The sequence below is a fragment of the Planctobacterium sp. AWH2_060 genome, from assembly GCF_056158425.1.
Genome location: NZ_JBSWTG010000001.1, coordinates 2,813,971 through 2,831,955, shown reverse-complemented (window position 1 = coordinate 2,831,955; position 17,985 = coordinate 2,813,971). Strand labels below are relative to the sequence as shown.

The window sequence follows — 17,985 nt, the reverse complement described above, 5'->3', positions numbered from 1 at the left end:
TTGAAGCCAAAGTTAAAGATGCGACTTGGGGACCTGTTAGTTCACGAGTCGGTTATCACGGATGAACAACTTCAGCAGGCTCTTACCGCACAACGAGATACCGGCCGCAAGTTAGGTCAGGCGTTGCAAGATTTAGGCTTTGTTACTGAGCAAGGCTTGCTTACGTTTCTGGCGCAACAGTTAAATATTCCGTTACTGGATATCTCCCGTAAAAAGATAGATCCCAATGTTGTCAAACTGGTACCTGAGGTTCAGGCCAGAAGACTAAAAGCTTTGCCGCTGGAAGAACGGGACGACAGCATCTTAATCGCCATGAGTGATCCGGCAGATTTGTCCATCGTGGACACGCTGTCCAATATCTTACCGAAACCACTGGAACTGGCCATTGTGCCCGAATCCCAGTTATATCACGCCTTTGATACTTACTATCGACGCACCGAAGAAATCGCCTCGTTTGCCCAGGCACTGGCATCGGAATACGAAGACGATGACGACTTTGATTTATCGGATACTGGCGGTGATGAAGAAGAAGACACCACGGTTGCTAAATTACTGCAGTCTATTTTTGAAGATGCAGTGCAGATGTCAGCATCAGATATTCACATAGAGCCAGACGAGGGCAAACTGCGCATTCGTCAACGGGTGGATGGCGTATTACAAGAAAGTGTTATTAACGAGAAAAATATCGCCTCAGCTTTGGTGCTGCGCCTTAAATTGATGTCTGGTCTGGATATCTCTGAGAAGCGCTTACCGCAAGATGGCCGTACCAATATCCGCATCAAAGGTCGTTCAATCGACGTGCGGGTATCCACTATGCCGGTGCAGAACGGCGAGTCTGTGGTAATGCGTTTGCTGGATCAGTCCGCCGGATTGCTGACTTTAGAGCAAACCGGGATGCCGGAAAGGCTGTTAAAGCGCTTTCGCCAGTTATTGCATCGCCCCCATGGAATGATTCTGGTTACCGGCCCCACCGGTTCCGGTAAAACAACGACTTTGTACGGTGCCTTATCTGAACTAAATTTGCCGGCGAAGAAAATCATTACCGTTGAAGACCCGGTGGAATATCGCCTTCCGCGTATCAATCAGGTCCAGGTTAACAGCAAAATCGGTCTGGATTTTAAAAACGTTCTCAGAACTACGCTGCGTCAGGATCCGGATATCATCATGGTGGGTGAGATGCGGGACCATGAAACGGTGGAGATTGGTCTTCGTGGCGCATTAACCGGTCACCTGGTGTTATCCACACTGCATACTAATGACTCCATCAGTAGCGCTATTCGACTGCTGGATATGGGCGCGCCAGGCTATCTGGCAGCAAGTTCATTACGAGCCATAATCGCGCAGCGACTGGTACGTCGTATCTGTAAAAACTGCCGCACCGAATGCCGCCCCGAAGAGGACGAATTAGTCTGGATAGATAATATCGAATCCGGTGCCAGACGTTATAAATACCACAAGGGCGCAGGCTGTCAGACCTGTAATCAAACTGGCTATCGAGGTCGTATCGGAGTATTTGAGTTGCTGGAAATGACCGAAGATATGATGAATGCCTTAAAAGATGCTGATACTGGACTGTTTGGCAGGGTAGCGAAACGCGCACCCGGTTATGTTCCGCTTGCCAAAAGCGCACTGCAATACGCCAAAGTAGGTTTGACCTCAATTGAGGAAGTACTTAAGCTGGTGGAAATGGTGGCCGATGTTACTCAGTCGTCAAAAGCAAAACCGACATCCCAGGATTCAGGCGCAACTCCTGAATCACGTCCCCAACCAGAAGCAAAACCTAAGCAGGATTTAAACCAACCCAGACAACCCGACTGGAGTAAGGATGACAAGCCTTAGTAGATCGGGCAAAGTTCCTCGAAATGTGAGTTGGCACTCGCTTTTCATACTGTTGTTGTCAGGGCTCTTAGTGTATAAATAAACCTAATTGTTACTATAAAGGTGATCAGCTTGGCTAATTTTAGCTATTCCGCGCGAGATGCTTCTGGTGCTTTAGTTAAAGGCACGATAGATGCTACCAATCAGGGCGCAGCAGCGCAGGCATTGCTGGGCCGAAAACTGATCCCGGTTAAGATCACCGAAGCCAAAAAAGCGCCCGTCAAAACTCAGGCTAAAGGCAAAGACTCAGCCAAGAAGAAGTCTGGCTTAAACGTTGAATTGTTCGTCCCCGAGGTAACACTTGCCGACCTGGTGATATTTTCCCGGCAGATGAATTCACTGATGAAAGCGGGGATTCCCATTTTGCGCGCGGTCAATGGTCTGGCGGAAACCTCTAACTCTGTGAAAATGACAGCGGCGCTGGAAGATGTGGCAGATCAGTTAGAGCGCGGACGCAATTTGTCTTCGGCTTTGCACAACCATCCTAAAATCTTTGATCAGCTATTTGTCAGTATCGTGCACGTTGGCGAAAACACCGGGCAACTGGATATGGCGTTTCTGCAGTTAGCCGAATATCTGGAAAGAGAACAGGAAACTCGTAAACAGATCAAATCCGCCACTCGTTATCCCATGTTTGTTTTAATCGCCATCGTTGCGGCGCTGGTGATTATGAACATCTTTGTAATTCCCACCTTTAAAGGCATGTTCGAAAGACTTGGAGCTGATCTACCACCCATGACTCAGTTTCTATTAGGCATGTCGGATTTTTTCATTACCAAATGGGAATTCCTGGTGGCAGGTGTTATTGGCGGCATATTTACCCTGAAACGCTATATGGCAACTAAAGACGGCCGCTACCGCTGGGACAGATATAAACTGCGAATGCCCGCAGTGGGAAGTATACTAGAGAGGTCGTTATTGGCGCGTTTTTGTCGTAGCTTTTCCATGATGCTAAAAGCTGGTGTGCCACTGACCCATGCTTTAAATCTGACGGCAGATGCCGTAGATAACGCTTTTGTTTCTGAGCGCATAGTGGGAATGCGTCAAAATATTGAACGAGGTGAGAGCATGGGCAGGGTAGCCGCCAGTAGTGGGCTATTTACGCCCCTGGTAATGCAGATGATTAATGTCGGCGAAGAAACCGGCCGTATTGACGAGTTACTGGAAGAAGTGGCGGAATACTATGAGCGGGAAGTGGATTACGACCTGAAAACCCTGACCGCCAAAATAGAACCCATATTAATTTCTATAGTATCTGGCATGGTACTTGTATTAGCATTAGGTATATTTACCCCAATGTGGGATATGATGAATGCGCACAAGTAGGGAATATTCGCTGACGCGCAAACGTGTTATCTGAGATAGCACTGTAATTCAACCTGACAGGATTAGCTAATGAGTAGGTCTGATAATAGTCACAGAACCGTACTGATAAACTTTATAATAGTGGTGTTTTTTTTCGTACTTATAGCCACGTTTGTCTGGTATTTCGACAAAAATGAACCAAATGTACAAAAAACCGCGCTAATGAATGCTGCAGATAAGTTTAACAACCTGGTGATTGCAGCCCACTGGCAATGGCGCGCCAAAGGTGAACCGGAGCGTATCATGTTAGTGGATTACAATATCGAAACCCAAAAAGAAACCAATCGCTTGCCGGTAAACATGAGTGATTTGGGCTGGCCGCGCGTAGAACCTAATATGGACGGTTGCAAGAAAGTCTGGGACATGATTTTAGATATGCCACTGCAACTGGATACTTTCAGAGTCAGGGCCGAGTTTTTTGATGGTATCAACAACGGCGGTAAGATCCTGGATTCAAAGTGTCGGTTCAGCATTACTGCCGGGGCCTGGTTTGATTATTATATCTACACAGGTAGGGTTCAAAAATTTGAATAAAACAGTTACACTATTGTTATAAGGTTGTTCGCCTGACACAAAATCTAGCTGTAGTAAGGATACTGGTGAAGTTATTGCTCGGTGTCCTTAAGATTCACTCCTTTTTTCACGTCGAGTCTTAAGAGATCTCCATTTTCCGCCGATTCAAGGAATAACAGTCGGAGTTTCTTGTGTGGACTAGTTTGCACAATCTGATTGATTTAGACTAAAGTAGGATGTTAATCCTACGAAATTAGCGCGATGATGCGCAACATACGGAGTTAGTAAAAACATGTTTCGATACGTGGACAACAACAGCGTCGAGAACAACAAAGTGACTAAGCAAAGTGGCTTCTCATTAATAGAACTGGTTATCGTGGTGGTGATACTTGGCCTGTTGGCAGCAACAGCATTACCGCGTTTTCTGGATGTTACCGATGACGCCGAAGATGCCACAGTAGAAGGTGTTGCTGGCGGCTTTGCTACGGGGGTGGGCCTGATCAGAGCTCAATGGGAAATTGAAGGCCGCCCGTCAGAAAATGTCAGCGCCAACGTTACCGCGGTGACCTTAGGTGGCGTTGAAATCGCCGTAGATAAAGATACTGGTTATCCAACCGGACTGGCACAAACTAATTCCGAAGACGTGGATATTGACGAAGAAGATTGTATGCAGGTGTTCAAACGCATTATTCAGAGTTCTCCCACCATCACCACTGAGTGGCAAGGTGGTCAGGAAAATGCATTTGAAGGCGTGCGCTATTACGCAACGGTAGCCGATGGTGCTGCCGAGGAAAACAATGACTTATGTTATTACTACCTGACGCAGACGGTTAAAAATGAAATTTCCCAGCCCTTAGATGATACCGTGGGTAACGGCTTTGTCTACGACCCGCGTTTTGGGCAGGTGACGTCATTTAGCAATAATTAACAGGCTAAAAATGGCAAAGGTGCCGCTTTTTTAGAAAAGCTGGAAATATTGGCACCTTATTTGAATGCACTCGGACAGAGTCAAAAAATTGGTGGGTTAGCAATTAAGTGGTAAGCGCAACCAGAAAAAAACCGGGATTTTGACCTAAATCATAACGGCAATTAGGGGAATGCCGAACAATATGATTAAGGATGAAAAATTGCTAACACAAAAGAATTAATTTGAGGTTATAACGATGAGAGTAGTAAATATGAAAACAGCAAACTTTAAACAGCAAAAAGGTTTTACCTTAATTGAGCTGATTATCGTCATTATTATCTTAGGTATCCTGGCGGTAACCGCAGCACCTAAGTTTTTGGATATTAGTGCAGACGCCAATTCGGCAACTGTACAAGGTGTTCAGGGATCTGTAAGGGCTGCACTACAGCTAGTCCGTTCCAAAGCAAGAATTGATGGCGTTGATAACGATGCGTTTGATGGAACTACAGATGAGACCGTAACGTTAGATGGTCAAGCAATTGATGTTGATAACGGATTCCCTGCTCCTCATGCTGACAATATTCTGGCAATGTTGGATACATCAAGCGGTGATTTTGTGGCATTTCAAGATGATGCAACGGACACTGATGCCGCAGAAGTACGTATATGGCCAGCAGGAAAGCAGAATGATGCTGCTGATGGTGATTTAGCTGGCTCCTCAGGTGACGCTCCTGATGATTGTTATGTTTCATATTCGTATTCAGGTACAGGTTCACCGTCTGTTTCTGTAGTAACTACAGATTGCTAAGCGTCGCCTATAAAGAGAACTAAGTGCTCGACAAGAGAATTTCAAACATCAGCTCAGCCAAAGGATTTACTTTGGTTGAGCTTGTTTTGGTTATGGTTGTTATAGCCATTCTCTCTGTTTATGCATTACCAAAATTATTTGATACCTCCGACATAGCTGCCACTGTTTATCAAAATCGGGCCATTTCTATTCTCCGTAATATGCAAACCCGCGCTATGCAGGATACCCGCAACGACGGTTACTGTTACAAAGTCTACTTCGACAATGTCAACGATCAATTTGGCATTCCTTCCAATGATTATTCAATTACAGCTGACACAGCTCAAATAGAAGCCACCTGTGCCGATACAATTGATACCAGTGACGTAACTGAATTTTTCCACGTACCTTCTAGTGCCTTATTGAAAGATGGCATTGATTTGGTTTTACGAGGTAACGATGGAAATGTTATTTCAGCTATTGAATTTGACACTTTGGGCAGAGCCAATCAAACTGATTTATCATGTGATGGGGATTCTTCCTTCGGGTTTAATGGCTGTCGTATAGAATTTATAGGCGACTCATCCGCTTATGTATGTGTCGAATCAGAAGGGTATATTTATGCCTGTTAGTAGTAAAAACAAGCAATTGGGATTTTCATTAATCGAATTAGTGATTGGTATCACTGTTTTTGCTATTGCCCTGACAATCGTGACTAGCGTAGTTTCTCCTCTAATTAACCGCAGTATTGAACCCATCTATCAGGTGCGGGCCACTGAACTGGCGCAATCCATGTTTAATGAAATCCTGGGCAAATACTATGACGAAAACTCCGATCGCAATGGTGGCCGGGTGCGTTGTGACGAAGATCTCAATGGCGATGGTCAATTGCGCAAGCAGGATGACGAAGTCGCCTGCTCTGCTACATTAGGGCCGGATAACGGTGAGAATGGTCGTGAAGATTTTGACGATGTGGACGATTTCAACGGTTATTACGAAGATGAAGTGCTGCAAAATTCGTTGGGCTTAGATCTGGAAATAGATGGAAAGGAACTATACGAAGGTTATGCAGTATCGGTTTCTGTCAACTACGACAGTGACATTAATGGTGTACCCAATCACTTAGAAACGCCCCAGCAAGAATCTACCGGAAACATCAAGTTTATCCATCTGACGGTAACCATGCCTGATGGGGAAGATATCGTATTTTCCTCATACAAGCATAACTATTGAGGTGTTGCATGATTAGACGAAGTAACACCTCACAAAAAAAACTAAAAAGTTCCAGGCAGCAATCGGGCTTTACCCTCGTAGAGCTGATAGCCGTTATTGTAATACTCGGTATTGTTTCTCTGGGAGTGACCAATTTTATCGGTAACAGTACCCAAATGTATGTGGATACGGCGGAGCGAGACGATATTCTGGCCAAAAGCCGTTATACCGTTGAACGCCTTAATCGAGCCATCCGCTATGCTTTGCCCAATAGCATTCGAGTGGCCGCTAATAAGCCCCCCGGCCAGGATGTGAATTCCCATTGTCTGGAGTTTTTCCCGATTGAATGGAGCACTTTTTATCTATCCATTGCCACAGGTGCGGATGCACCAATAACCACCATTGAAGGGCCGGATATGGTGAGTGCTCTGAATAGCGCTAATTCGGGGTATGACGATACTAATGAACTTGAGCATTATGTGGTGGTTTACCCAACCGATACTAAGCAGGTATATGTCAGTGAAGCAGAGCTTACCGATGACGACGGTCGAATTGTAAGGGTTCAGGATGTCAGGGATTCATCCCGCGATGGTCTTAAGGAAGTAGAGTTTCAAAACGAAATTAGTTTTGATGAGGAATCTACGGTAGAGCGTTTTTATATTGTCAGTGATCCTGTCAGTTATTGTCTCGTGTTGGAAGGCGGTCAATATAATCTCTACCTTTTAAGTGATTATGGTATTTTGGAAAATCAGGTGGCTGATGTTGATGCGCTGCAAATCACTTATGGGGCCAGCAAGACACTAATGGCCGAGCATCTTACCAATGATATAAGTCAAATTACTAATGGTCAGTTAAACAACAATCGACCGTTCGATGAAGCCCCGTTCCGGGTAGAAGATTCTCGCCTGCAGCGCAATGCGATTGTGCATACCCTGTTGATGTTTGAGCGCAATGATGAAGTGGTAGTATTTAACAATGAAATACATATGCAAAACTCACCATAGCCTCAAAGGGCTGGGTCAACAATCTGGCAATATGCTGATCATGAGTATCTTCGCTATTCTGGTGTTAGCATTTTTAGGCCTGTCTATGTCACGTCTGCTGGGTACCAGTTCCGCCACCATTGTTTATGAAGTTTACGGCTTACGCGCCCTGAATGCCGCGCGCAGCGGCCTTGATCAAAAGGTACTGGACGTGTTTGCCGGTCAAACCAGTGATGCCAGTCGCTGTGATGCCGACGGTTCCGATTCCAATTTGTGGGTGCAGGAAGACTTCAATAATATTCCCGGTATGGAACATTGCAGCGTTGTGGCTTTGTGCACAGTGACTGAGGTGGATAGCACCAATTACTATCGCTTCGAAAGCCAGGGGACCTGTGAACTGGAAGGCGAAGGCATTGTGGTTAGTCGTACTTTAGCTATTGATGGTCGGGATGTGCAGTCATGAGCGTGCTAATACGTTGTTTATTTGTTGTATTTTTGACCCTGTGTTCATCGAATACATTAGCCAATCAGTGCAGTACCTTCTATTCATCGGTTTTTACCAATGGGGTTGCTTCTCACGATCGGGACGGTGAATTGGAGTTAAAGTATGGTGCTCGTATTTACCACTACCAAAATGGCCAATCCTACAACAATAGTTATTGGGTCGATTTTCTTGAGATAGAAGATAAAACGCAAAATAGAAGCTGTGGATATTCAGCCTGTCGCTCTTCAGGCAATGTTGTTCCCACGCTCAGTGTTGGTGATTTTCAGCAACATGATGATGGCGATGATCTCGAAGTCAACAGCACTGTAAATATAGCGTCGGGCGATTACAAAGATATCAAAGTAAAGCAAAGCAAGTTTGCAAAATTTAATACTGAAAACGGTGTTTATAGAATCAAAAAACTAGAGTTGGAATATCAGGCCAATGCTAGCTTTGTTGGCGGCACATATTACATCGAAGATCTCGAAATGAAAGAGCAAACCAAGCTTATGTGGGCTGGTGGTGGCACCGTTTTTATCTACGTAAAGAATGATTTTGAAGCGAAATATTTGGCTCAGATAAACAATGATCACGACGCTTCTAAATTTGTGATTTATGTAGGGGATGATGTTGAGTTAAAAGAAAATACCAGAGCAAACATGTTTTTGTATGCAGAGGAAAAAGTACAGTTGCTATATGCTGCGAGGGTTTGGGGTGCGATTACAGCAAAAGACATAGAACTGAAAGAAAGTGTGTACGTAAATTATCACGCTGATGCTATTCAAAATATAGACTGGTGCGGTGATAGCGGTGGCGGTACCAGCGAACCTTTACCAGATCCCATTGCTCATTGGCCATTAGATGTGTGCCCGGTCAACGGCAACACTATGGCTGTTCCTGACATTATTGCCGGCAACGATGGCACCACTATTGGCAGTGCCAGTTCAAATCAAAACGCAGTTTATTGTCAGGGGGTTACGTTTGACGGAAGCACGGGCCACGTCAATATTCCTCATGACAATGACTTTGCGCTGGAACAGGGCGCAATCTCTTTTTGGTTTAGCACCACAGACGCCAGCTTGCCTGGGGATTCGTCAAGTCGTGGTCAGGCTATATTTTCGAAAGATTCCAAAGGACGTGACGACGGTGGCAACCTGACGTTCTGGATTTATGAGCCTAATGACACCCGTATCAGGGTGCGTTATCAGTCTGAAGATTATAGTTTTAACCTGTTTTCCACCACCAGAGTCAGCGATAACACCTGGTATCACGTGGTTTATACCTGGGGCGATGATGGCATGCAGTTGTATATCAACGGTGTGCTGGAAGATACCCGCGAAGAAACCTACGGCATGGAAAACAACGCTGAACCTATTATTCTCGGAGCCAGTGCTCACCGCTCAGGCAATGATAATTCAGCTCCTGATGACCTAAACGATTTCTTCTCGGGCAGCATGGATGACGTGCGTATATTTGATGAGCAGTTAGTGCAAAATCAGGTGGATGAACTGGTGGCGTTGTCAGCCTATTCTTGTAGCGAGTGCCAGGATCCCGATCCAGTACCCGAACCGGTACTCATAGGTCACTGGAAAAATAACCTTTGCTCACTCACGGGCGCTGCTGACGAGGTGATAGATTCCATTAGCGGCAATCATGGTCAGGCTTTAGACGGCACCAGCATAGAAAATGACGGTAAGTTCTGCCAAAGCCTGAAATTTAATGGCGATGATGCCCATGTCAATATTCCCAATGCCGCAGAGTTTGATCTGGAATCTGGTACGGTTTCCTTTTGGTTTAAAGCTGAAGATTTAGGTCATAGCAGTGATTCAGGTCAGGGCGGTCAGGGCTTGTTCTCCAAAGATTCCAGCGGTTGGGATAGCGGTGGCCATCACCTGACAATCTGGTTGCAAAGCAATGGTCAAATCCGCGCCAGACACCAAACTACCAATTCCAGTGACGATAAAAACCTCTATACCAATGCCGGAGCGGTGAGTGAAAACCAGTGGTATCACCTTGTGTATAGCTGGGGAAGCTATGGCATGAAGATGTACCTCAACGGTACGTTAATCGATAGTAATTCTGACACCCGCGGAATCGACGGCAACCCGGAACCCATTACGCTTGGTGCCAACGCCTGGGTAACCGAAAACAATGGTTCCAGCAGCCAATATCTCAAAGATAAATTCTTGGGTGAAATGGATGACTTGAGACTCTACGAAGGGCAGTTGGATGACCAGGCTGTGGGTGAGCTTTATGTGGAAGAAAATGCCGACACCTGCGAAGAATGTATTGAGCCTGAGCCCGTTTTAATTGGTCACTGGAAAAACAATGTTTGTAGTCTCAATGGTTCTGAAGATGAAGTCGTTGATGCTGTCGGTGGCAATCACGGTCGCGCAGTTGATGGCGCCAGCATCGATTTTGACGGTAAATATTGCCAGGCCCTTAGCTTTGACGGCGACGACGCAAACGTCATTATCCCGCACGCTGACGATTTCGCGCTGGCCAGCGGCTCACTGTCATTCTGGTTTAAAGCTGAGGATTTGGGTCACAGTTCAGACTATGGCCAGGGTGGACAAGGTTTATTCTCTAAAGATTCCAGTGGTTGGGATGCCGGTGGCGATCATCTGACCATCTGGTTAAACAGCAATGGTTCTATTCGCGCCAGACATCAGATCTACAACGACAGCAATCAGGATCGCAATGTGTATGCTTCCTCCGGTGCGGTAACAGCAAACCAGTGGTATCACCTGGTATATACCTGGGGTAATAAAGGTATGAAGCTTTACCTCAATGGCACTGAAGTGGACTCTGACAGCAGTACCCGCGGGTTAAGCGGTAATCCCGAGCCAATTATTTTGGGTGCCAACGCCTGGGTTACTGAAAACTATGGTTCTTCCAGCCAATATCTGAAAGACAAGTTCAAAGGTGAAATGGATGACCTGCGTTTATACGATGGTCAATTAACCGCTGCTGGCGTTTCGGAGCTGTATCAGGCTGAAAATCCAGATACTTGTGAAGAATGCGAGGTGCCTGATCCGGTATTAGTGGCACATTATGGTTCGGATGTCTGCTCTATCAATGGCGATGGTGGCAGTTATGTGGATATCGTCAATGGCTACAATGGTTTTTATATTGATGGCGTCACCAGCACCACGGGTAAATTCTGTAATGGTGTAGGATTTGCGGGAATCGACGAGCATATCAATATTCCTCACCGTGAAGCCTTTGCCATAGAGCAAGGGGCTATTTCCATGTGGATTAATGTACCGGAATTAGATTATGCCAATATTGATGACAGTACTCACGATGGTCAGGCTATTTTTTCAAAAGACTCATTAGGGACAGATAATGGTGGTAAACACCTTACACTGTTTGTCAAAGCCAATGGCGCCATCAGGGTGCGGCATCAGACAACGGGACAAAACGAGATTGTTTCGCCTTCCAATGTGATTCAGGAAGGGCAATGGCACCATATTGTTTATTCCTGGGGGGCTAGTGGCAAACGTCTGTATATTGATGGCGAGTTAAAGGATAGCGACAGCAGTCCTTCGCAAGGCATAGAAACCAACCCTGAACCGATTATTTTGGGCGCTAATGCATCGACTACAGGTAATGGTGTTTCTGAGCCTTCGAAATTAGACAACTGGTTTAAGGGCAGTATCGATGACTTACGGATTTATGGAGAAGGGCAGCCAGATGATGAGTTCGTATTCGATCTGTATGAAGAAAACTATGTCTGTACAGCTTGTAGCAATACAATGGCTCACTACAAATTTGAGGGGGCAACTGGTGTTGCGCTTAATGACGAAAATGGCGAGTTTAACGGGACTGCCTATGTCAATAATGGTTCAAATTTAAATTACTTGTATGGAATGGGGGGAAGTCAACTAGGTTCTTGTCAGGTAGTCTCTATTCCAAGAAATGATAGTGGTTCTGCACAAAATGCGGTGGATACCAGCATCAACCCCAAAACGGATATTGGTGCGCGAGGCACTATTTCATTCTGGTATCAGGCCAATGAATCCTGGGTGAATGGGCGTGCCAGACAGTTATTTGATGCCTCAAACGCATCGATATATTTCTACGGTACCATAACTGATGAAGGTAAATTACTGTTTGGCTTTGAAGACGAATCTGACCGGGATGCAAGAGTCGAAACTTCAAACCCGATAAACTATCCCGCAGGTACTTGGGTTCATCTTGCGTTTACTTGGGATCTTGCAGCCAGACAAATGAGAATTCACATTAATGGTGTTGCTCAGGTTCTCTCAGGTGGCATGCATTCAGATTTTAGTAGTATATTTGGGAATATGAACTCTCTGTTTTTCGGGGACAATCGCCATCCTTCCTATTTCCCACAAGCTACTGGAAATTCGGCAGATGGGCAGTTCGATGATGTTCGTATATATCGCTTTGTACAGAACTCTAACAGTATTTATCAGGATATGGCGGATAAGACTCCGTGCGATCTGTCTGTCCATCATTATGAAATAGAATATGTCAGTCCAGCGAGTATTTGTTCAGCCCCCCAAATTGCAGTTAAAGCTTGCGCCGATGAAGATTGTAATGACCTTGTTTTAGGTAATCAAACCGTTACAATACATTATAATATCAATGGAACAACAAAAGTTATTGACGATTACCTGACATTGGTTAATGGTCAGGGGGTTGTCAGCGATTGGCAAAGGTATAATGTTGAAACAGGCGAGATAGTCATGTCTGCAGCTTCACCTGCACCCGCAAACGGTTATAAATGCTCAGTAGCTGGTTGTGAAATTAGTTTCGATTACACATTGGAAGTGATCTTTCGAGATGCTGCTGGAGAATATGACAGTATCCCGACTCAAATTGCGCAGCAGACCTTTTCAACTGGTAGTGATGCTGTGATTGTTAAATCGCCTGACACGTGTCCTTCATTAGAGGTCCCTGTTCCGTTACAAGTAGCAATTGAGTGTATCAATCCGGCTATTTGCTCTGGTAGAAATCTTGATGTGTCTGTTGGGAATACCACTTTGTCACTAACCCCCACAAATAATGGTCAGACTTTAAATTATTCTACAGTATCAAATTTATTTAATGGCGTAGAAATGCAATTGGAAGATTTGAAGTATCATGATGTTGGCGAAATCAAACTGCACGTCAGAGCGGCAGGGACCACAACGGCTCAACAGTTTACGGTTAAACCGGCGTGGTTAGAATTAACATCAGATCTTGGCAGTACGCATATTGCAGGTGAAGACTTTAATTTAACCGTTACTGCATACGGTGCAGAAGGAAGTGTCGTGCCCGCCTATGTTGCAGGGGATCTGGCTTTTTCAATGGAAAGATTTACCCCTGAAAGCGTAGTTGAGAGTCGGGCAAATCTAATGATTACTAATCCAAATGATAACCAGGATGTTGTGAATATTTTGGATGACTCGGTTATCAACCAATTTGGTAACAATGACTTCGACGCTACACAGCCTGACTTTTCTCAGGGCGTTTCTGTGCCGCTTGTGGCCAATGTTGACGAAGTCGGACAGTTTGCCATTGATGTTCAGGACAACAGCTATCTGAACGCGGGAGTTATCAGCAGTATCCTGGCTACTGCCGGAAATAGTAACCTGGCGGATTACGTACATACCCGATTTATCCCGGGCTATTTTGCGCTGGATACCACCTTTGATTATGCGCCTTATTGCGGCAGTTTCACCTATCGGGGAGATGTTATTCCCTCCTATGATGAAATAAATGACACCACACCGCATATCCTGGAGTTTACCGCTAAAAATGCCAAAAATGCGGTAACTACCTACTATGACGCCAATCTGAATTCGGACTTTAGATTTGACGACAGCAATCAGTTTGCATCACGTCAGTACGATACCGATGATAACAGTGTCAGTAGTAGTTTAGGTGCAGTGGAGTTTGATGCTGGTGAGCTATCGGATGGTAAATTTAGCTTCCTGATGCGCAATGACAATATAGTGTTTAATAAACTCGCTTCGCCCACCTTACCTGTAACAACGGGAACAGGCCAAAATAGCACCCAGATTGACTTCCTGTTATCAGAAAATGCCCTTAAAGACGAAGACGGTGTGGGGGTTAAAGCGGCCTATGCAGATGCGGGATATTCGGATCTGGATATCGAAGGCATTATGCAGGGTATTGAGATCCGCGAAGGCAGATTCCGTATCGTAAATTCCGTATCCACCGAGGAAACCCTGGATGTGGAATTTGAAGCCCAATACTTTGGCGTCGTTGAAGGCAGTAGTGCCGGGGCCTGGAAAACCAATAAACTGGATAGCTGCAGCAGCTTTAACGCCGACCAGATTGTGATCCTGAACGTCAGTAATGGTATTTCAGGAACCCCCACAATTGCGGGCAGTGGCACACTTGATGAAGGCATTGCTGATGGCGCGTCCGCGATGACGCTGACAGTTATCTTTGCCGATGAAGATGAGCCCAATGGGGCGGTGTTCCTGGGTTACGACATAGAAGACGAGTTCGACTTTATGGAGTACAAATGGTGCGATGCTGAGCAGTACGACTCTAATCTGGAAAATCTGGCTTGCACAAATCCGGCTGCAGAGTTTGTATTTGGTTTGATTCGTGGCAATGACCGAGTCATTCATTGGCGGGAAGTGTTGTAGCCAGGCTGAGATCTTGCTCGTAAAATCCTAAAAAGCGCGAATTAAGTTATTATTTCGCGCTTTTTTTGTACGTATCAAAATAAATCCCTGAATATGCTCTGCTTCTGTGGTCTTATTTGTTGCTGAAAGTGCAGCGCATTGGTAAAGTTAGCGCAATAACATGCCATAACAATACTTGCAAAAAGGAACCGGACCTTCCATGTTTAAAAAACTCCGCGGAATGTTCTCCAACGATCTTTCCATCGACCTCGGTACTGCCAATACACTGATCTACGTTAAAGATCGCGGTATTGTGCTCAATGAACCCTCTGTAGTAGCAATCCGACAAGAGCGCGCTGGCGGACCTAAAAGTGTTGCATCGGTTGGTGCTGCTGCAAAACGAATGTTAGGTCGAACGCCTGGTAACATCAAAGCAATCCGCCCCATGAAAGACGGGGTTATCGCGGACTTTTATGTTACTGAAAAAATGCTACAGCATTTCATTAAGCAAGTGCATGACAATAACTTTTTGCGTCCAAGCCCACGGGTTTTGGTGTGCGTACCCTGTGGCTCTACTCAGGTAGAACGCCGTGCTATTCGCGAGTCAGCACTGGGTGCGGGTGCTCGCGAGGTTTATCTGATTGATGAGCCTATGGCTGCAGCAATCGGTGCCGGTTTACCGGTTTCCGAAGCGACTGGCTCAATGGTGGTGGATATCGGTGGTGGTACTACTGAAGTCGCTATCATTTCACTAAACGGTGTGGTGTATTCTTCATCTGTTCGCATCGGTGGTGATAAGTTTGATGAAGCCATCATCAGTTATATCCGTCGTAACTTCGGTTCTTTGATTGGTGAAGCCACAGCTGAACGCATTAAGCACGAAATTGGCGCGGCTTATCCCGGTGAAGAAGTACGCGAAATCGAAGTGCGCGGTCGTAACCTGGCGGAAGGTGTACCCAGAGGCTTTACCCTGAACAGCAACGAAATTCTCGAAGCACTTCAGGAGCCATTAACTGGTATCGTATCGGCGGTTATGGTGGCACTGGAACAATCTCCACCAGAACTGGCCTCTGATATTTCTGAGCGCGGTATGGTACTCACCGGTGGTGGTGCCTTGCTGAAAGACTTAGATCGCCTCCTGATGGAAGAAACAGGTATCCCGGTGGTTATTGCCGATGACCCGCTAACCTGTGTTGCCCGCGGTGGCGGCAAGGCATTCGAGATGATCGATATGCATGGCGGTGACCTGTTCACTTATGAATAAGCGCTAGAGGACCTCAGGTCCTCTGCTTCTTTTTACGGCTCCGAGACCCTTAATGGAAACTATCTTTTTAAGAGGTCCATCTCTTAACATCAGGCTGGTAATTGCCATCATATTATCCGCAACCCTGATGGTGTTGGATCATCGACTTGATAGCTTTAGCAGCGCACGGCTGTTTCTTAACAGTATGGTTTCCCCTATTCAGTATGCGGCCAATTTACCAGGGGCTATGCTGAACTGGACTTCCACTAATATCACCACACAACAACAATTGCTGGAAGAAAATGAGCGCCTGAAACGGGAAAATGTGTTGTTGAGCGAACAAATTCAACAAAACAATTTTTTACGCCAGGAAAACGAGCATCTTCGGGCATTGCTCGGTTCTGTATCTGAACAAGGCGTGCGAAAAATGATCGCCGAAGTGATGGCGATAGACAACAATCCCTACAGTCACCAATTGGTAATTAACAAAGGTTCCATCAACGGCGTTTATGAAGGGCAGCCGGTATTGGATGAGCATGGCATTGTGGGACAGGTATTACACGTCGCCACCACCAATAGCCGAATACTGCTGATTTCAGATATAACTCACGCAGTACCCACCAGAGTGCTGAAAAACAATGTGCAATTGATTGTTTCCGGTACCGGCAATCTTACTGAGTTGACACTTGAACACGTGGCTCACAGTACCGATATTTCCAGCGGAGATTTGTTGATTTCATCGGGGTTGGGTAACATTTTCCCGGAAGGTTATCCGGTGGCCAAGATCACTGAAGTGATCCGGGATGAATCCAGGCCTTTTGCCTACGTGAAAGCGGCACCGATAGCCAAACTGGACAGGCTCAAATATTTGTTACTGCTTTGGCCAGAAAGCCAATCTGTCGAAACCAGTAGTGAGGAAACACAGGACTGATGTTTGCCATTAAACATTACATTATTGGGCTGAGCATTTTAGCTGCGCTACTTCTGCAGGTTATGCCCATGCCTCCCATGGTGGACCCTTACCGACCAGACTGGTTAATGCTGGTCATTGCCTATTGGACTTTGGCTTTGCCCCACAGGGTTAGTATTGGAGTGGCTTTTTTAAACGGCCTCATTCTGGATATTTTGCTGGGTACAACCCTGGGGGTGCACAGTCTGGCGCTGACCGCGGTAACCTATGTATTGGCGATGAACTATCAGCGCCTGAGAAATTACTCAGTCTGGCAACAGGCAATTATTATTGGTCTTATCGCTGCACTGTATCACTTGTTGATCTTTTGGCTCCTGCGACTGCTCAACGAAATTGATTTTATTTTCGCCTATATGTGGCCGGTATTAACCTCTATGTTGATTTGGCCCTGGGTATTTTCGCTGTTGCGCAAGTTGCGTCGTCAGTTTCGCATTACTTAAGTTATTGCTTTTTCATGATTGTATTAGCTTCCTCATCGCCGCGTCGGGCGCAATTATTGCTACAAATAGACATTGAATTTGAGCGCCAAAGTGCTGACATCGACGAAACTCCACGTGCGGGCGAGTCAGCCGTCGAGCTGGTTGAGCGTTTGGCGAGAGAAAAAGCCCTGGCAGTTGCAACCGCACGCCAGGACGGATTATTGGTGTTGGGCTCTGACACGATTGGCTTGTTAGCTGACGAAATTTTGGTTAAGCCAAAAAATGTTACAGATTTTCGGGGAATGATGCAGCAAATGTCCGGTCAAACCCATAAGGTCATCACTGCGATAGCCGTTGCAAAGTGGGATGTCCAAAGCCAACAATGTCAGATTGACAGTTGTCAGGTAAGCTCAGAGGTTACCTTTAAGGAACTTAGTGAGCAGGAAATAGAACATTATTGGGCCACCGGTGAGCCTGCGGATAAAGCCGGTGGTTATGCGATTCAGGGCTATGCCGGGCAGTTTGTGACAAATATTTCCGGAAGTTACAGTGCAATAGTAGGATTGCCTTTATACGAAACTGTGGCGATGCTGAACAGAATGAAGGACTGAAG

At 45.8% G+C, this 17,985-nt stretch carries 14 protein-coding genes; all 14 read left to right on the top strand.

Annotation, left to right across the window (positions count from 1 at the left end):
* The 14 genes from ACXAD8_RS12030 to ACXAD8_RS11965 all read left to right on the top strand — a co-directional run bounded on the left by ACXAD8_RS12030 (position 1) and on the right by ACXAD8_RS11965 (position 17,983).
* A complete protein-coding gene (locus ACXAD8_RS12030; RefSeq protein ID WP_475228824.1) occupies positions 1-1,839 on the top strand; it encodes a GspE/PulE family protein in 1,839 nt (612 codons plus the stop codon).
* A gap of 111 nt (positions 1,840-1,950) precedes the next feature.
* On the top strand, positions 1,951-3,204 hold the full coding sequence (locus ACXAD8_RS12025) for a type II secretion system F family protein (protein ID WP_475228822.1): 1,254 nt from the start codon (positions 1,951-1,953) through the stop codon (positions 3,202-3,204).
* A 69-nt stretch (positions 3,205-3,273) separates the two neighbouring features.
* Positions 3,274-3,777 (top strand): hypothetical protein, encoded by a 504-nt coding sequence (locus tag ACXAD8_RS12020; RefSeq protein WP_475228820.1) that lies wholly within the window; start codon positions 3,274-3,276, stop codon positions 3,775-3,777.
* Positions 3,778-4,048: 271 nt separating this feature from the next.
* Positions 4,049-4,684, top strand: a complete 636-nt coding sequence (locus tag ACXAD8_RS12015) for a type II secretion system protein (RefSeq protein WP_475228817.1) — start codon at positions 4,049-4,051, stop codon at positions 4,682-4,684.
* Between the two features lie 250 nt (positions 4,685-4,934).
* Positions 4,935-5,471: a prepilin-type N-terminal cleavage/methylation domain-containing protein gene (locus tag ACXAD8_RS12010; RefSeq protein ID WP_475228815.1), complete on the top strand. Its 537-nt coding sequence runs from the start codon at positions 4,935-4,937 to the stop codon at positions 5,469-5,471.
* A gap of 23 nt (positions 5,472-5,494) precedes the next feature.
* Positions 5,495-6,082 carry a prepilin-type N-terminal cleavage/methylation domain-containing protein gene (locus ACXAD8_RS12005; RefSeq protein ID WP_475228813.1) on the top strand — a complete coding sequence of 196 codons (588 nt, stop codon included), beginning with the start codon at positions 5,495-5,497 and terminating at the stop codon, positions 6,080-6,082.
* A complete protein-coding gene (locus ACXAD8_RS12000; RefSeq protein WP_475228810.1) occupies positions 6,072-6,683 on the top strand; it encodes a prepilin-type N-terminal cleavage/methylation domain-containing protein in 612 nt (203 codons plus the stop codon). The genes ACXAD8_RS12005 and ACXAD8_RS12000 overlap by 11 nt, the downstream gene beginning before the upstream one ends.
* Positions 6,684-6,691: 8 nt before the next feature.
* Positions 6,692-7,666 (top strand): PilW family protein, encoded by a 975-nt coding sequence (locus ACXAD8_RS11995; RefSeq protein ID WP_475228808.1) that lies wholly within the window; start codon positions 6,692-6,694, stop codon positions 7,664-7,666.
* Positions 7,638-8,108, top strand: coding sequence for a hypothetical protein (locus ACXAD8_RS11990; protein ID WP_475228805.1), 471 nt, complete (start codon positions 7,638-7,640; stop codon positions 8,106-8,108). The genes ACXAD8_RS11995 and ACXAD8_RS11990 overlap by 29 nt, the downstream gene beginning before the upstream one ends.
* Positions 8,105-14,761 (top strand): LamG-like jellyroll fold domain-containing protein, encoded by a 6,657-nt coding sequence (locus ACXAD8_RS11985; RefSeq protein ID WP_475228803.1) that lies wholly within the window; start codon positions 8,105-8,107, stop codon positions 14,759-14,761. The genes ACXAD8_RS11990 and ACXAD8_RS11985 overlap by 4 nt, the downstream gene beginning before the upstream one ends.
* 199 nt (positions 14,762-14,960) lie before the next feature.
* On the top strand, positions 14,961-16,004 hold the full coding sequence (locus tag ACXAD8_RS11980) for a rod shape-determining protein (protein WP_229531281.1): 1,044 nt from the start codon (positions 14,961-14,963) through the stop codon (positions 16,002-16,004).
* A 52-nt stretch (positions 16,005-16,056) separates the two neighbouring features.
* Positions 16,057-16,914: a rod shape-determining protein MreC gene (gene mreC, locus ACXAD8_RS11975; protein WP_475228799.1), complete on the top strand. Its 858-nt coding sequence runs from the start codon at positions 16,057-16,059 to the stop codon at positions 16,912-16,914.
* A complete protein-coding gene (gene mreD / locus ACXAD8_RS11970; RefSeq protein WP_475228797.1) occupies positions 16,914-17,393 on the top strand; it encodes a rod shape-determining protein MreD in 480 nt (159 codons plus the stop codon). The genes mreC and mreD overlap by 1 nt, the downstream gene beginning before the upstream one ends.
* A 14-nt stretch (positions 17,394-17,407) precedes the next feature.
* Positions 17,408-17,983, top strand: coding sequence for a Maf family protein (locus ACXAD8_RS11965; RefSeq protein WP_475228794.1), 576 nt, complete (start codon positions 17,408-17,410; stop codon positions 17,981-17,983).
* Positions 17,984-17,985: the final 2 nt, after the last annotated feature.